We start from the raw sequence: 17,511 nt of genomic DNA, 5'->3' as shown, positions 1-17,511 counted from the left end.
GTTCAAACCCTCTCTTTCTTGAACTCGACGACGAGTCTGTCGCCCTCCAGGCTCGCCCCTGTGGTGGCGAGTGGCGCGACCATCCTGGGGAGCAGGACGTTGCGCCGGAAGGCACCTGCCTGGATGACGAGCTCCGCCTCGCGCCGGGAGAGCGAGACCTCCTCCTTGCGCACGAAGGGGAGCTGGACCTCCAGCGTGTACACATCCACGGCCTGCTTGCCGACGCCCAGGCTGGGATGCGTGCTCCCGAGCCGCGCCGGGTCTTCACCTCGGTACAGCAGCGTCGCGAAGGCCTCGAGCGCCTCCTCCCCGACGATGTCTCGCCCCTGGAGCGCAACCCCTGTCACCGGGATGGAGCCGACGAGGTGTTGCAGGTTCTCCACCGAGGGGTGCCGGGCGAGGGCCGCGTCCTCCCCGACCAGCGCGAGGCGATTGAGGATGACTCCGTCCAGGGCAACGCCTTGCAGGCCGAACGTCGCGCGCGCCCTCCGGAGGCTCTGCTCGGTCCGGTGGTCATGCGTGGTCACCCACCGCACGCTCGTCACCGTGGGCGCTCTCAGCAGCGCGCCCACGTCCATCAGCTTGTCACTGACCCCGTGGAGGACCTCCGGGTTCGCGCGCGACGGCCTCACCCGCCGAGCGCTCTGCTTCGGCGCCCTCGACCTGCGCGCATACCAGCCCACGGCATCCGCGCCACCGACGAAGCGCAGCGCGTCCCCCGCATCGATGACGATGAGGTCGTACGTCCGCGCGCGGCTGTACTCGCCGAGCAGGAGGAGCGCCAGCAACACCTCCAACCCCGGCGTGAGCGCCACCTCCTCCGCCGTCACGCCCTCCAAGCCACCGCCGAGCAGCGCGGCCACCTCGCCACGGCCCTCGCTCCAGCGGCGCTTCAGCTCCGACGCGATGTCGAGCTCTTGGAGGTGCAGGTGGTCCTCGATGCGAACCGGCAGCCCCCGGCCCTCCGGGAGCGTCGGCGGCACCTGGCCCAGGACACCGCTCAGGTCTCGGGAGGCGTCGACGGAGAGGACCAACGTGCGCTGGCCCCGACGCGAGGCCGCCAGGCCTGTCGCCGCCGCCACCGTCGTCCGGCCCGCGCCGCCGCTTCCCGCGACCAGGAGGAGCCGCGTCATCAGGTCCCCACCTGTGAGGGCTGCGTGTCCTGCAGCGAGTCTCCCAGCCAGCCGGATTTCTCGAGCCAGTGCCGCGTGCGCTGGAGCTGGTCCATGGTGGACTGCTGGCTCAGCAGCTGGACCAGCGCCGCCTCGACCTGTCGCGCGTCGTAGGCGGAGATGCGCTGCTCCACGATGGGATCCAACCGGAGGTACTTCTTCCGGAGGATCATCCGGCACTGGTAGTTCACTGCGTCCGAGCCAGCCTCCAGCAACATCTTCACCAGCACCATCGGATCTCGCGTGTCCAACAGCCACCGGGCGAAGCCCCAGTTGGACTCTCCGCTTCGGAAGGTGGGCGAGAGATAGGAGGACATGATGCCGTTGCCCATGGACAGCACCAGGATGGAGTCCAGGCTGGGCGGCTCGGTCGCCAGCGTGTCCACCTGCTCGTGCTTGTTCTTGCGGGAGCTGTTGTTGATGGCCTGCGCCAGCCCCACGAGCGCGGGGTTGTTGGCGAAGAGCCCACCATCCACGTAGCCGCTGCCCCGCTCCTTGAACCCCTGGTAGATGGGATAGGAGAGCGGAGGCGAGCCGCTGCGCATCAGGACATCGATGAGCAGCTCGTTCAGGTCCGGGTCGTTCTCCGGGCCGGTGTTGTGGAAGATCTTCGACTTCCACGTCCGCACGCCCTTGCGCTGTCCATCGAGCTGGAAGCTCGGGATGACGACCTTGCGCTTCAGGTCCCCCAGCCGCGTCGTCATCCCGAAGTAGCCGCCCAGGAAGTCGCGCATGTAGTTCGAGTCGAGGAACGAGCTGGCGCCCGTCAGCGCCAGCAGGGTGCGTCCCAGGGACACGCCCTTCTTGTTCATGGCGACGGCCTCACCCCAGAACTGGAGGCTCAGGTCGTAGGCGGTGTCCGGGTCCGCCGCGCTGGCGAAGAAGGCCGCGTTGAACGAGCCCGCGGACGTGCCCACGAAGAGGTCCACCTGACCGAGCAGGGCCCGCCGGTCTCCTCCCGCGTCGAGCGTCTGTCGGAGCGCTCCGAGCATGCCCGTGGTGACATAGCCCTCCCCTCCAGAGATGGAGGAACCATCCATTGACAGGATTCGGTGCGGCATCACGCGACCTCCTTCGAGAACTGCGCATTCCACCCATTCGCGGGCAGGAGCGCCCGAGGGGGTTCTTGAGCGGGCATTCCGGGCGCGACCGCGTCCAGGCATTGCTGGAGCCGTGAGGCCAGCACCGCGGCGTTCTTCTCATCCATGACGAGTGTCATGTGATTGCCGGGGACCACGATGACTTGCAAGCCATTGGGCGCGAACCTGCGCACGCTGTCGACCAGCGAATCCCGCCCTTCGCTGGGGGGCTCGGCCCGGAAGAGCGTGGCGCGGCCCCCATACGCGGTGAAGGTGTAGGAGCGCTCCGCCCGCAGGGTGACCAACATGTTCCGCGCCGTTCGCGCCACGTCCTTCAGGAACCTGCGCAGGTACGTGCGCCGACCGCCCGAGTCCTTGCGCCAGAGGTCCTTGGGCGCCTCGGGGAGGCTGATGCCCATCCACTCACCCACGAGCCGGAAGTTCTCGTAGTCACGCGGCAGCGGCGTCTGCGTGAGCACCTTCACGAGCTGCGAGCCCGTGGAGACCGCTTGTCGGAGGTCCTGGCTGTCCTGCGCGGCCTTGCGGTCGAGCGAGGCGCCATCAATCAGGCCGAGCAGCGCGACCTGCTCTCCCTGAGCCTCGAGCTGGCGCGCCATCTCGCACACGACGATGCCGCCGAAGGACCACCCCGCGAGGCGATAGGGCCCATGGGGCTGCATCCGCCGCATGACGTCCACGTAGTGCGTCGCCGCTTCTTCGATGGTGGCCCTGGGGGCGCTGTCGTCCAGCAGCCCCGGCATCTGGAAGCCGAAGACAGGTTGCTCGGGGCTCAGGTGTCGGGTGAGCGAGACATAGACGGCCGGGTTGCCCGCGGAGGGAGGCGCGACGAACAGCGGCGGTTTGCGCCCCTTCGGCCTCAGCGCCACCACCCCATCAGGCAAGCGCGGGGCGAGCACTCCGGCCTGTGCGTCGACCCACCGGGCGAGTCCTTCCACCGAGGGGCGCTCGAAGAGTTCGTTGAGGGGGACCTCCACGTCCAGCACGCTCCGGATGCGAGCGATGAGGGTGACGGCGAGCAGCGAGTGCCCGCCCAGGTCGAAGAAGCTGTCGCCGGGAGCCACGGCGTCGAGTCCCAGCAGCTCGCGGAAGAGGGCTTGGAGCTTCTGCTCCGTGTCGGTCAGCACACCTGTCTCGCGCACCGAGAGCCCCCTCTCCCGTGGTCCCGCGTGCGGGGCGGGGAGCGCCTTGCGGTCGACCTTGCCGCTGGACGTGAGCGGCAGCGCATCGAGGATGAGGAGGACCGATGGCCGCATGTACTCGGGGAGCTCCTCCTGGAGGAACTTGCGCAGCACGTTCTCCAGCGCCTCACCCGGGAGTCGCGGCTCCGAGGGTTGGACGTAGGCGACGAGGCGCGGCTCCTGTCCCGGAGCGGAGCGCTGCAAGACCACGGCGGCGTGGGTGACCTTCGGGTGCCGCGCGAGGGCGGCCTCCACCTCTCCGGACTCGACGCGGTGACCCCGAATCTTGAGCTGGTCGTCCAGTCTCCCGAGGAACTCGAGGGTGCCGTCCGGCAGGTACCGGGCCAAGTCTCCGGTGCGATACAGCCGCGCTCCCGCCTCGAAGGGGTTGGGGACGAAGCGCTCGGCCGTCAGGTCCGGCCGCCCCAGGTAGCCCCGCGCCAGTCCCACACCGCCGATGTACAGCTCGCCCGACACACCGACGGGCACCGGGTGTCCCCAGCGGTCCAGGACGTACAGCTCCGTGTTGCCGATGGGCTTGCCGATGGGGATGCGCTCGGGGAGCGGCGCTCCATCCGTGGCCACCTCATGGAAGCAGCACGCGACGGCGGCCTCCGTCGGTCCGTACTCGTTGATGACGCGCGTGGGGAGGCGCCAGGCGCGCCACGTCTCCAGGTCTCCGCCGTGGAGGCCCTCGCCACCGAGGACGAGCGCCTTCGTGCGCTCGAGCACCTCGCGCAGCCGCCCCAGCCCGTCGAACGCCCGCAGGTGCGAGGGCGTCAGCTTGATGAAGCTGAAGCCCTGCTCGAGGTAGTCCCTGGAGGACAGCAGGTCCAGCTCCTGGCCTCGTGGAAGAAGGAAGAGCGCGCGCCCGGAGATGAGCGGCGCGAAGAGGCTGGTCAGGGTGCCGTCGAAGCTGATGGACCCGAGCACCGGGCTCCCCGTGCCCTCGTCGAGCCGGTACGTCCGCACGCTCCACTTCAGGTAGTTGACGATGCTCCGGTGCGTCACCTCCGTGCCCTTCGGCTGGCCCGTCGAACCGGAGGTGTAGAGGATGTAGGCCAGGTGGTCCGGCGTGACGTCGTGGCGCAGGCGCGCACCGGTGGCGTCCGGGAGTCGCTCCGCCGCCGCGTCCACGTGGAGGACCTTCATGCCGGCCTGCGGCTCCGGGTGCGTCCCCGAGGTGAGCAGCACCGCGGGACGGGCGTCGTCGAGGATGCGCCGCAGTCGCGCGAGCGGCTCGTCGGGGTCGAGCGCGAGGAACACGCCGCCCGCCTTGAGCACCGCGAGCAGGCTCACGATCAACCGGGGCGAGCGCTCCATGCAGATGCCCACCCGCGTCTCGGGCCCCACCCCCATCGACTGCAGCGCCACCGCGAGTCGGTCCGCGCGCTGATCCAACTCGCCATAGGTCAGCTCCCAGTCCCCCATGACGAGCGCGCAGGCATCCGGGGTCCCCGCCGCGCGGGCCTCGAACAGCGCGTGCAGGCACGGCCCGTCGGCGCCCTCCCCTCGCGTGTCGTTCCACTGCCGGAGGATTCGCTCGCGCGCCTCCGCGGGAAGCAACGGGAGCTCGCCCACCGGCCGCTGGGGCTCGGTGAGCAGCCCCTGGAGCAGTTGCTGGAAGCAGTCGGCGTAGTGCTGGAAGGTGCCCTGGTCGAAGAGGCCCCGGTTGAACACGAAGCGCACCGTCAGCCGGTCGCCGTGGTCCTCGACGAAGAGGTTGACGTCGAAGCGCGAGGTGGTGGTCTCGAACTCGAGCGGGAGGATCTTCATCCCGCTCGGCGCCGGGGTGCCCTCCATCGCCCGCGTCCACGAGAACACGGTCTGGAACAGCGGGTTGTAGCCAGGGTTGCGCGGGGGCTTCAGCTCCTCGACGAGGAGGTCGAAGGGCAGGTCCTGATGCGCGAAGGCGTCGAGCACCACCTCCCGGACGCGCTCCACCACGGTGGAGAAGCCCGGGCGCCCTCCCAGGTCCACCCGCATCACCAGGTTGTCGACGAAGAAGCCCACCAGGGGCTCCAGCTCGGTGCGGGTCCGGTTGATGGAGTTGGCGCCGACGACCAGGTCGTCGCGTCCGGTGAGCCGGTGCAGAAGGACGAAGAAGGCGCCCAGCATGCCCATGAAGGGCGTGGCGTTGGCCGCATGGCTCAGGGTCTTCAGGGCCTCGGTGAGCACCGGCCCCACGTCGAAGCGGACCTCTCCTCCCGTGTAGGTCTGCACCCGGGGACGCGGGCGGTCCGTGGGCAACTCCAGCAGCGGAGGCATCCCCGCCAGTCGCCGCTTCCACGCGTCCACCAGTCCTCGGCGGACCTCGCCCTGCAGATGACCGCGCTGCCAGATGGCGAAGTCGGAGTACTGCAACGACAGGGGCGGCAGGGGCGAGGGCTGCCCCTGGGCGAAGGCCGTGTAGAGGACCATCAGCTCGCGGATGATGAGCCCCCGCGCCCAGACATCCGCCGAGATGTGATGCAGGCAGACCTGGACGTACTGGCCCCGAGCCCCCCGTTCGACGACGAGCACGCGGGTCAGCGGCCCCTCGGACAAATCGAAGGGCCGCTCCCCTTCGCGGCGCAGGAACGCCTCCGTGCCTCCGGGCTCGTAGGCGAACACCTCCGTCTCGTCCATCACCTCGAACTCGAGCCGCGGCTCGGGGTCGACGAGCTGCACCGGGACGCCCTGCTGCTCGGCGTAGCGCGTGCGAAGGACCTCGTGGCGCCGGAGGATTTCGACGAAGCAGCGCTCCAGGAGCACCACGTCGAGATGCCCCTCGACCTGCATGGGCATGACCAGGTTGTAGGTGGAGCCGCCGGGTTCCAGCCGGTCGAGGAACCACAGTCGCTGCTGCCCGAAGGACAGCGGCGCCGGTCCCGTGCGCGCGACGGGGGTGATGGGGCGCTCCTCGTCCACCCGCTGGCGCTCCCGCAGCAACGCGAGCAGCTCCTGCTTGTGCTCGGCGAGCAGCTTGAGGAGCTCTTCGCCCGCGGCCCCCTTCGGGCCACGCAGCTTCAGGTGCTCGCCCTCCGCACGGACCTCGAGGCCCCGCCGATTCAGCTCGGCGAGCAGCTCACCCATCTTCATAGCGTCAGCTCCTCGACCTCGGACTGCGCGGCGGTGACGGGGGCTCGCGCGAGCAGCTCACTGAGCTCGAGCTGCTCGTGCACCGCTTCCACGATTCCGGCGACACCGGTTCCGTCGATGAAGCGCGCCATGGGCAGGTCCACGCCCAGCTCACGGCCCATGCGGTTCTTCAGCTCGACGGCGCGCAGCGAATCGAGCCCCATCTCGTTGAGGGAGATCTTCTTCTGGAGCACCTCGTGCTCCGGCGGGAACCCCAGCAGGGGCGCCAGCCGGCCTCGTACGTAGTGCGTCAGGAGCCCGCGCCGACGCGCGCCATCCGAGCGCGTGAACTCCTCCAGCAGCTCCACCATCCGCCCCGTGCCGGCGGAGGGCTCCTTCTCACGCAGCGCCAGCTCGGAGAACAGGGGGCCATGGCTCGAGGAGAGCGAGGACTCCAGCGCGGAGGGGTCGACGGGCACCACGCCCATCTGCGCGACGTCCCGGCCCAACAGCTCCTCGAGGATGCGCAGCGCGCGCTGGGGTGGAAGCCCCGGGGTGTCCGCGGTCGACACGCGCGCCCTCGCCTTCCGCGCCATTCCTCCGCCGGCCCACTGTCCCCAGTTGACGCTGAGCGCGGGCAGCCCTTTCGCGCGGCGATGGTGCGCCAGCGCGTCGAGGAAGGTGTTGGCGGCCATGTAGTTGGCCTGCCCGGCGACTCCGACGAGCGACGCCGCGGACGAGTACATGACGAAGAGGTCGAGCGGGAGCCCGGCCGTCGCGAGATGCAGGTTCCACGCACCCATCACCTTGGGCGCGAGCACGCGCGCCAGACGCTCCGGGTCCTGCCGCAGGAACACGCCATCGTCCAGCACGCCCGCCGCGTGGAAGACGCCTCGCAGGCGTGTGCCTCTCGCGGAGAGTTCCTCCAGGACGCGCCGCACGTCGTCCGGGCGCGAGACATCCGCGCGAGCCACCGTGACGTCGCAGCCACGCGCCCCCAACTCGTCGAGTTGGAGCTTCGTCGCGTCTCCCGGTGCGCTTCGGCTGACCAGGACCAGCTGGCGGGCGCCGGCCTCCACCAGCCACGCGGCGGTCGCGAGCCCGAGGGCGCCCAGTCCTCCGGTGATGAGATACGCGCCATCCGCGTGGATCCCCATCGGGTTGGCGCTGTTCGACGGCGCGCCGGGTCGCGTGAGCCGAGCTCCGAGGAGCCGCGAGCCTCGCAGCGCCAGCAGGTTCTCCCCTGTCGCGCGGGTCATCTGCTCGAACAACCGCGAGGCCGCGTCCTCTCCGTCGTCCAGGTCCACCAGCCGGCACCCCAACTCCGGGTGTTCGATGGTGGCCGCGCGACCGAGCCCCCAGAGCATCGACTGCACGAGGCCGTTCACGGTGTCCCCCGGCGCGGCCGCGACGGCGCCGCGAGTCACCAACCACAGCGCGGGCCGCTGGGCCCAGCTCGCACGGGCCATGGCCTGCACCAGGTGGAGCACGCCGGTCGCGCTCCGCGTGGTGGCACGCACCAACGCCTCTGGTGAGAGCGCTTCGCCCCCTGGCTCGTCGAGCCCCCAGAGGCAGACGACCGTCGTCGGCGCCGCGCCCTCCTCGGACAGCGATTGGAGGAGTCGAACGAAGGTCTCCGGGTGCTTCGGATCGACGCGGACGTGGTCCGCGTCGTTGCTCGGGTCCGGTGTCGCCACCACACACGCTCCACCGTGACGCTGGACCTGCGCCTTCAGCGCCTCCGCGACGCCGCCCGAGTCCGCGAGCAACAACCAGCGATGGGACTGGAGAGGAACCGGAGCCCGTGACCGAGGGGCGTCCAGCTCGCGCCACGCCAGCTCGAGGAGCAGCTCCCGCGTGGAGTCGGAGAACGAGGTCGTGAGCGCGCGCCGGTCGATGCGCTTCAGCAGCAGCCCCTCGACCTCCGCGATGACCTCCCCCGCCTCCCCGAGGATGCGCAGGTCGATGCTCAAGAGTTCATCGGAGGCGGAGACGCGCTCGTCGTGGCGCGCATGCACCCAGGCGCTGCTCCCGGGCTTCTTGAACCAGCGCAGGCGCTGGATGGCGACGGGCATCCGTTGCCGGTGGTCCGGCGCCTCGCTGGCCTCCTCCATGAACAGGGCGGCGACGGTCTGGAAACAGGCATCGAGGATGAGGGGGTGCAGTCGGTACTCGCCCATCCCGACGACCTGATTGTCGGGCAACCGGACATGGGCGAGGCAGGCGTTCTTCCCGAACCTCAGTGCGTCGATGGCCTGGAACGAGGGGCCGTACTCGATGCCGTGCCTGGCCATCAGCTCGTAGAACGGTCCGACGGGTCGTGGCGGGGAGAAGCGCTCGAACAGCCCGGCCTCCAGGTCGACGTGTCGCGCGGAATCGCGGTGCTCCACGAGGTACCCATGGGCGAGGCGCGCCCAGTCCCGCTCGGCGCCCGTTGTCCCCTGGCCGTAGATCTCGAAGTGCGTGCGCCCTTCCTCCGGCGTCAGCACCGTCTGGACCTCACGGCCCTCCCCTTCGCCGAGCACGAGCGGTCGCTCCAGCTCGAACGAGAGCAGCTCGAACGTGGCCTCCGGCGGCGCCGCGAAGTGCGCGGCCCCCAGCGCCATCTCGACGTAGCAAGCCGCTGGCAACACCGTCGCACCGAAGACACGGTGCTCGGCGAGGAACGAAGGCTCCCGGGTGCTCAGGCGCGCCGAGAATCGCGAACCCTTCGTCCCCGCGAGCGACAACGGTACGCCCGTGAGCAGAGGGCCGCTGGCGCGTGCCGCCCTCCGCTCCGCCATCGAGCCCTCCGTCGGCGAGTCGATCCAATAGCGCTCGCGACGGAAGGGATACGTCGGGAGCGTGACGGACCTCCGCTCAAAGGGCGCGTCGAACGCGCTCCAGTCCACCTCGAAGCCACGCTCGTAGAGCGCACCCAGGGCGGTGAGCATCTGCGCGGCCTCACCGGATGCGGGACGCAGACTCGGAAGCCAGCTCAGCTCCTCCTCGCCCGGGTAGACGCGCAGGCCGACGCCCGTGAGGACCGGCGTGGGCCCCACCTCCAGGAACGTGCGGTGCTTCTGCTCGCGCAGCGTCTCCAGCGCCTCGGCGAAGCGGACGGGCTCGCGCAGGTGGCGACACCAGTACGCGGGCCGGGTCAGCGCCTCGGAGACGAGCCCGCCCTCGAGCGTCGACACGAAGGAGAGGCGCGGCGTCGAGAGCGCCACCCCTTCGAAGCACGCCTCGAAGGCCGCCACCACCGGCTCCATGAGCGGCGAGTGGAAGGCGTGGGTGACCGACAGCGGCCTGCAGGCGATGCCCTCCCGCGCGAGACGCCCCGCGACCTCGGAGAGCGTCGCGCGGTCTCCGGAGATGACCAGGTCCTGGGGACCGTTGACCGCCGCGAGCGAGATGAGGTGGGAGACCGGTGCGAGCGTCGGCGCCAGCACCTCCAGCGTGGCGTTGACGGCCAGCATCGCGCCTTCGCCCGGGGCCTCGTGGATGAGTCGCGAGCGCGCGACGACCAGGCTCAGCGCGTCCTCGATGGACAGGACCCCGGCGACCACCGCCGCCGCGTACTCGCCCAGGCTGTGACCGGCCACCGCGCCTGGGACGATGCCCCACGAGGCCCACAGCTCGGAGAGCGCGTATTCGAGCGCCACGAGCGCGGGCTGGGCGTGGCGTGTGTCCGCGAGCAGGGAGAGGGACTGCTCGCCATACAGGATGTCCCCGAGCCTCGGCTCGAGCAGTCCCATCAAGGCGGCCGAGCACCGCTGCACCGCCGCGTGGAACACGGGCCAGGTCTCGGCGAGCTCGCGCCCCACCCCGGGACGCAGCGAGCCCTGTCCCGTGAACAGGAAGACCGGCCTCGGGCTCTCCGTCCCCCGGCGAGGCTCACGTCGCGGAGGTGACCTTTCCATGCGCAGACGCGACAGACCGGCCCGGAGCTCGGCGGCGTTCGCACCCGAGATGGCCGCGCGGTGCTCGAAGTGGGACCGACCGACGTTGGCCGTGTAGCACCAGTCCCCGAGCACCTCGCCCTCGTCGGGCAGCGAGGACGCATGCACCTCCACCAGCGCCTCGAGCGCGGCCTCGGTCTTGGCCGACAGGGTCAACAGGTGGACGGGGCGCTCCCGCGCCACCGGTGGCCGCGACTGGAGCGGCGCCTCCTCCACCACGAGGTGCACGTTGGTGCCGGAGAAGCCGAAGCTGCTGAGGCCGGCGATCCGCCGCTGCTCCCCTCGCGGCCAGGGTTGCAGCGCGGTGGGGATGACCACCGGCAGGTCATCCCAGCGGATGTTCGGGTTCGGCCGCGAGAGGTGGAGGTGCGCGGGGATGGCCTCGTGCCGCAGCGCCAGCAGCACCTTGATGAGCCCCGCGATTCCGGCGGCGGCCTCCAGGTGTCCGATGTTCGTCTTCACCGAGCCCACCCACAGCGGCGAGCCTCGCGCGGGCGCGCGGCCGAAGACCGAGCGCAGCGCCTCCATCTCGATGGGGTCGCCGAGCGACGTCCCCGTGCCATGGGCCTCGACGTAGCTCACCTGCTCGGGCTCCACGCCGCAGCCCTCCAGCGCCATGCGGATGACGCGCTCCTGCGCGCGCCCGTTCGGCACCATCAATCCGCTGCTGCGTCCGTCGTGGTTGAGCGCCGAGCCCCGGATGACACCGAGGATGGAGTCGCCCTGTGCCAGCGCGTCCGACAGGCGCTTGAGCACGACGACGCCGCACCCTTCACCGCGCGAGAAGCCATCCGCCGAGGCATCGAAGGTCTTGCAGCGACCATCGACCGCCAGCATGCGGTTCTGGCATTCGAAGATCATGGTGAGCGGTGACAGGCTCAGGCTGACGCCGCCCGCGAGGGCCAGGTCGCTCTCGTCGTTGCGCAAGCTCTGGCACGCCAGGTGGACGGCGACCGCGGAGGACGAGCACGCAGTGTCCACCGTGAGCGCGGGCCCCTGGAGGCCCAGCGTGTGCGCGATGCGCCCCGCGGCCATGGAGGGGTAGTTGAGCGACGCGGAGTGCATCTCCACGCCCGCGGTGATGCCGAGCACGTTGTAGTCGTTGTGCATCAGCCCCACGAAGACGCCGGTGCGGCTGCCGCTCAGTCCCGCCGGAGGGATGCCCGCGCGCTCGAGTGAGCGCCAGCACTCCTCGAGCAACATGCGCTGCTGCGGGTCCATGTCCTTCGCGTCGCGCGGCGGGATGCCGAAGAACGCGGGCTCGAACAGGTCGACGTTCTCGATGAAGGCGCCGCGGCGCGTGTACACCTTCCCCTTCGCGCCCGGCGTGGGGTCGTAGAGCTCGTCGATGTTCCAGCGCTCGGGTGGCACCTCGCGGGTCGCGTCACCTCCCTCGCGGAGGAACTGCCAGAACGTCTCCGGCAGCTCGCCTCCGCCGGGGAAGCGGCAGGACATGCCGACGACGGCGATGGGCTCCGCGGCCAGGAGGTCCTTCTTCGCGCGGAGCTGGCTCGCGAGATAGGCGAGCTTGACGGCCGGCAGCTCGGAGATGCGTGTCGGTAGTTTCGCCATCCGGTCCTCAGCGGGTGAGCGCGCTCACCAGCTCCTGGTCGATGAGGGAGGTGAGCTCCTGCTCCGACAGCGCCTGTATCTCCGCGGTCAACGCGTCCTCTCGCGTCGGGCCCTCCACCTGCCGCTGCGTGGGCTCGCCCAGCCCCAGCTCTCCCACGAGGTGCGCGACGAGCCCGGCCAGCGAGGGGAAGTCGAAGACCAGCGTGGAGCGCAGGCTCTTGCCGAGGCTGCTGGAGAGCCGGTTCTTCAGCTCCACCGCCAGCAGTGAATCGAAGCCCAGGTCGAACAGCCGCTCGCCACCGGAGAGCCGCTCCGACTCCGCCAGCCCCAGCGTGCGCGCGACCTGCTCCGCCACGTGCTGACGCAGCAGCTCCACCCTCCGGTTCGGCGCGGCCGCGTCCAATCGCGCGCGGAAGGCAGGAGCGCGAGGCTCGGGCGGCGAGCCACCGAGCAGTCCCTCGAAGAAGGCCTGACGGGCCAGTCCCGGCCACTGCTCCGCGAGCCGTGTCCAGTCGACAGGGAAGACCCCGAGCGAGGTGCTCGCTCCGCCCATGAGGCGTTCGAGGACCTCCAGCCCGCGCTCCACGGGAATCGACCCGAAGCCCAGGGCCGCGGCCGACCTCGTGGACACCGGCCCCATTCGCGCGGCCATGCCCGTCTGCGCCCAGGAGCCCCAGTTGAGGGTCAGCGCGGGCCGTCCCTGCGCATGCCGGAGCTGGGCCAGTGCATCCAGGAAGGCGTTCGCGGCGACGTAGTTGGCCTGCCCCGGCGTCCCCAGGAGCGAGGCCGCCGAGGAGAAGCAGACGAAGAAGTCCAGCGTCATCCCGGCGGTGAGCACGTGCAGGTTCCACGCGCCCTGGACCTTGGGTGCCAGCACCTCGCGGAAGCGCTCCGCCGTCTGATGGGCCAGCGTGCCGTCACCCAGGACTCCCGCGACGTGGAAGAGACCTCGCAGCGGGGGAGCGCCGATCGGCTCGACCAGGGCCGCCGCCACTTCGTCGTGAGAAGCCAGGTCCGCCAGGGCCACGCGGACATGCACGCCTCGCGTCGCCAGCGCATCGAGCTGCCGCTGGGCCTCCACCGAAGGGCCATGTCGTCCCAACAGGAGGAGGTGTCGCGCGCCCCGGTCCGCCAGCCATCCCGCGAGTCGGAGTCCGAGCCCTCCCAGTCCACCCGCGATGAGGTAGGACGCCTCCGCGGAGAGCTCCAGTTGCCGCGACACCGCGCGAGTTCGGACGCGCTCCAGTCGAGCGAGGTACAGGCCCTCCGCGCGTACGGCGACTTGTTGCTCCGATTCGGCGAGCGCGAACGCACGCAGGCACGCCTCGGCCTCATCCTGTGTCGGCTCACTGGGGAGGTCGACCCGGAGGCAGCGCAGCTCTGGCAGCTCCGTCGACACCGCCTGCCCGAAGCCCCACAGCGGCGCCTGCGCGATGCGCGGCTCCTGGGCATCAGCGGACAGCGCTCGCGTGCCTCGGGTGACGACAATCAATCGGGGCGCCCACGAAGCTCGCGACAGGGCCTGCACCAGGTGCAGCGCGCCCACGCAGCCCGACAGCGCCTCGTCGCCCCACAGATACACGACGCCGTGTGGAGGCACGCCGTCCCACTCCGAGAACAGCCGGTCGAAGTGGTCAGGCATCGAGGGGTCCACGATGAGGCCCTCGGCGCCGTGGCCGAGCGCCGGGCCCTTGCGCACGCGGGTGACTCGGGCGCCACGCTGTTCGAGAAGCTCGGCCAACGTGTCCCCGCCCCCCCCATCCCCGATGAAGACGACCCAGTGCTGGCCCGCTGGGCGCAGCTCGCCCTGAGAGGGACACGGACGCCAGGTGACGCGGTACAGCCAGTCCTGCCAGTCCACGTCGAGGCCGCGCAGCAACACTTCCCGCTCGGCCTTGCGAACGGAGAGCCCCATGAGGGACGCGACCACGCTGCCGTCCTCGGCGCACAGGGTCATGTCCGTGGTCGGGAGCTCCGTCGAGCCGGGGTCGGCGCGCTGCGTGGCGAACGTCCAGAGGCGCGCGGGCAGGCGCTGGTAGAGTTCGAGGCGGTGGATGGCGACCGGGAGCAGCAGCGCGTCGTCTGAAGACAGTGGCGTGACGGCGGCCGCGGTCCGGAGGCTCGCATCGAGCAGGGCCGGATGGACGCGGTAATTCACACCATGCGCCTCCACCTCGCTGGAGGAGCACGCGGTGTGAGGTCCCCGATGGAGCGACGACAGGACTCGCAGCGAGGGGCCATAGTCGAGCCCGCGCTGACGAATCGCCTCGGAGAAGGCTTCGATGTCGACGGGGCTGGGGCAGCTCTGGCGCCGTGCTTCGAGCTCCACCCGAGGCGGCTGCGTCGCGCCCGGCGCACGAACACGACAGGTCAGGTGGGTGCTCCAGGAGGACCGCTCGCCCCTCCCTCCATCCTCCCTGCTCATCACGGTGCACGTGAAGCCCGCGGTGCCCTGTTCCTCGAGGAGCGTCTGGACGACGCGAGTGCGTGACTCCGGCAGGACGAGCGGCTGGTGGAGCGTCACCGCCTCCAGCGTCATGGACTCCGAGCCCGACACCTGCGCCACCGCCGAGACCACCATCTCCACGAAGGCCGCGACGGGGACCACCGCCTTGCCGTACACGCGGTGGTCCTCCAGGAGTGGAAGGGCCCGCGCCTCCAGCTCTCGCGAGAAGACGGTGGTGCCCTCTCGCAGCGCCAAGGAGTCCCAACGGTCACCGAGCAGCGGATGCACCGTGGGCTTCGTGGGACGTGACCACGGCGCGGGCACGTCCAGCCAGTGCCGCTGCCGTTCGAACGGATAGGTGGGAAGCGCGATGCGCCCGCGTCCGCCGTCGAGGCGCGCCAGGTCCACCGGAACGCCACGGACGTAGAGCTCCGACAGGGCGCGCAGCAGTCCCAGCCGGTCCGCGCGACGCGGGTGCAGGGTCTCCAACCACAAGGCGGATTCGGGAGCCGCGATGTCGCGCGCGAGATTGGACAGGACAGGCTTCGGGCCCACCTCGAGGAAGACGCGCACCCCACGTTGGAGGAGCGTGCGGAGTCCCTCCGCGAAGCGGACCGGCTCGCGGGCCTGCCGGACCCAGTAGTCCGGACGCGTGAAGCCCTCCCCTGCCTCGGTGCCGTCGAGGTTCGAGATGAGGGACACCCGTGGTGCCTGGAGTCGCACGTCCCTGACGACCCGCGCGAACGACTCCAACATCGGCTGCATCAATGGCGAGTGGAACGCATGAGAGACCTTCAAGCGCTGGCTCTCGATGCCCTCGGCGGCCAACTCTCGTGCGATGGCGTCGATCGACTCCCGCGCTCCGGAGATGACCGTGTTTCGCGGTCCGTTGAGGGCCGCCAGCGAGACCCGGTCATGCCCCGCCAGGGCTCGGAGGACCCGCGCCTCGTCGGTGAAGAGGGCCAGCATCGCGCCGCGCTCGGGCAGCGCTTGCATCAGCCGCGCGCGCGCGGCCACCAGTGGGAGCCCCACATCCGGAGTCAGGGCACCGGCGAAGATGGCGGCGGCATACTCACCGACGCTGTGCCCCAGGACCGCGTCGGCGTGAAGACCCCATGAGCGCAGCAGACCGGTCACCGCCAGCTCGAGCGCCACGATGGCAGGCTGCGTGTACCGCGTCTCGTCCAGCGCGCTAGTGTCGTCCTGGAACAGCACCTCGGTCAGCGGACGGTCGAGGTGAGGCCGGAGGATCTCCTCGAAACGGAGCAGGTCGCGACGGAAGCCTGGCTCCGTCTCGAACAGCTCACGCCCCATGCCCACGTACTGGGCGCCCTGCCCCGTGAAGAGCCACGCGACGCGCGGCGTCTCCGTGCCTCGCTGTCCTTCCACCCACGCGCTCGTGGACTGGGACTCGCCCCGGCTGAAGTCGCGCAGGGCGGCGGACAGGTCCTCGGAGGTCGAGCCCACGAAGGCCACGCGCTCCTCCAGCGAACTTCGGCCGACCCTCGCCGTGTGGCAGACCTCCTCGAGCGCGTCCTTGCGGGGCCCCGCGAGTTCGTCCGCGAACGACTCCGCCAACCGGCGCAGGCTGCCGCCCGTGCGGGCCGAGAGCGTCAAGAGGTGCTGGAGGCGCGCGGAACTCCGCACGGCCGTTTGTTCCGAGCGCGGCGCGGACTCGAGGATGACGTGCGCGTTCGTGCCCGAGAAACCAAATGAGCTCACGGCCGCGAAGCGCGGCTGCTCGGTTCGCCAGTCGCGCCGCGCGGTGGGCACCTCGACGAACAGCCGGCTCCAGTCGACGTGCGGCGTGGGGGTCCGCAGGTGGAGGTGGGGAGGAATCGCCTCGTTCGCCAGACACAGGGCCGCCTTCATCAACCCCGCGATGCCCGCCGCGCCCTCGAGGTGACCCAGGTTCGTCTTCACCGAGCCCACCATCAGGGGCTGCTCGCGCGTCGTCCTGTCTCCGTAGACCGCGCCGAGCGCCTCCAACTCGATGGGGTCACCGAGCGCCGTCCCGGTCCCATGTGCCTCGACGTAGCCCACGCGCGACGCATCGACGCGCGCGTCCTTCAGTGCATCCGAGAGCACCTGCCGCTGCGCGAGCCCGTTCGGGACCGTCAACCCGCTGGTCCGGCCATCCTGGTTGACCGCCGAACCGCGAATCACCGCGACGATGGGGTCCTTGTCCGCGATGGCATCCGAGAGCCGCCGCAGGACGAGGACACCACAGCCCTCTCCTCTTCCCATCCCATTGGCCGCCGCATCGAAGGCCTTGCAGCGCCCATCCGCGGCGAGCATGTGCGCGCGCGATTCGATCAACGTCGCCACGGGCGACAGCACCAGGTTCACCCCGCCCACCAGCGCGAAGTCGACCTCGCGCTGGCGCAGCGACCGGAGCGCGAGGTGGACGGCGACCAGCGACGATGAGCACGCGGTGTCGACCGTGAGGCTCGGCCCCTGGAGGTCGAACGTGTACGACAGCCTGCCCGACGCGACGCTCGCGCCGTTGCCGGAGCCCGTGTGAGCATCGATGAGGTCGGGAGACTGGGTGGCGAGCTGCGTGTAGTCCTGCCCCATCATCCCGACGAACACGCCCGTCCGGGTTCCGCGCAGGGAGCTCGGGTCACGCCCGGCGCTCTCCAGGGCCTCCCAGGCGACCTCCAGTAGCAGCCGGTGCTGAGGGTCCATCCGCGCCGCCTCGCGCGGGGAGATGCCGAAGAACCTGGGCTCGAACTGGTCGATGTCCTCCAGGAAGGCGCCGTGGCGGCAGTAGACCTTCCCGGGCTGATCGGGCTCGGGGTGGTAGAACGCCTCCGCGTCCCATCGCTCCTTGGGGACCTCGGTGACGGTGTCGACGCCATCGAGGAGCAGCCGCCAGTAGCGGCCGGGAGTCGAGGCACCACCCGGGAACCTGCAGCCCATGCCGACGATGGCCAGGCCCTCGTGCCGCTCGCGCGCGTGGGCGTCGAGCTGTGCCTGCGCCTCCTGGAGCTTCAGGAGCGCGCGCTTCATCAACTCCCCATGGTCTGCCTGGGCGGACAA

At 70.6% G+C, this 17,511-nt stretch carries 5 protein-coding genes; all 5 read right to left on the bottom strand.

From position 1 onward, the window contains the following. Window positions 1–2: 2 nt before the first annotated feature. From LXT21_RS15705 to LXT21_RS15685, 5 genes are read right to left on the bottom strand one after another with little or no spacing between them, the layout of a single operon-like run. A complete protein-coding gene (locus tag LXT21_RS15705; RefSeq protein ID WP_254038945.1) occupies window positions 3–1,133 on the bottom strand; it encodes an ArsA family ATPase in 1,131 nt (376 codons plus the stop codon). Beyond that, window positions 1,133–2,233, bottom strand: coding sequence for a patatin-like phospholipase family protein (locus tag LXT21_RS15700; protein ID WP_254038944.1), 1,101 nt, complete (start codon window positions 2,231–2,233; stop codon window positions 1,133–1,135). The genes LXT21_RS15705 and LXT21_RS15700 overlap by 1 nt, the downstream gene beginning before the upstream one ends. Further along, the gene (locus LXT21_RS15695; RefSeq protein WP_254038943.1) at window positions 2,233–6,531 is read right to left on the bottom strand and encodes an amino acid adenylation domain-containing protein; all 4,299 of its coding nucleotides are present in this window, start codon (window positions 6,529–6,531) and stop codon (window positions 2,233–2,235) included. Before LXT21_RS15695 ends, LXT21_RS15700 begins: the two co-directional genes overlap by 1 nt. After that, entirely contained in the window at window positions 6,528–12,023 is a 5,496-nt protein-coding gene (locus LXT21_RS15690; protein WP_254038942.1) for a type I polyketide synthase, read from the bottom strand. The genes LXT21_RS15695 and LXT21_RS15690 overlap by 4 nt, the downstream gene beginning before the upstream one ends. Before the next feature lie 7 nt (window positions 12,024–12,030). Further along, window positions 12,031–17,511, bottom strand: coding sequence for a type I polyketide synthase (locus LXT21_RS15685; protein WP_407666990.1), 5,481 nt, complete (start codon window positions 17,509–17,511; stop codon window positions 12,031–12,033).

Origin of the sequence: Myxococcus guangdongensis (assembly GCF_024198255.1) — a bacterium.
Taxonomy (GTDB): Bacteria; Myxococcota; Myxococcia; order Myxococcales; family Myxococcaceae; genus Myxococcus; species Myxococcus guangdongensis.
The sequence above is the reverse complement of the archived record's forward strand: the minus strand, read 5'-3'. Positions and strand labels throughout refer to the sequence as shown.

Coding starts and splice junctions, on each gene's coding strand:
- LXT21_RS15695 (WP_254038943.1), bottom strand. CDS start 6,531: ATGAAGATGGGTGAGCTGCTCGCCGAGCTGAATCGGCGGGGCCTCGAG.
- LXT21_RS15705 (WP_254038945.1), bottom strand. CDS start 1,133: ATGACGCGGCTCCTCCTGGTCGCGGGAAGCGGCGGCGCGGGCCGGACG.
- LXT21_RS15690 (WP_254038942.1), bottom strand. CDS start 12,023: ATGGCGAAACTACCGACACGCATCTCCGAGCTGCCGGCCGTCAAGCTC.
- LXT21_RS15700 (WP_254038944.1), bottom strand. CDS start 2,233: ATGCCGCACCGAATCCTGTCAATGGATGGTTCCTCCATCTCTGGAGGG.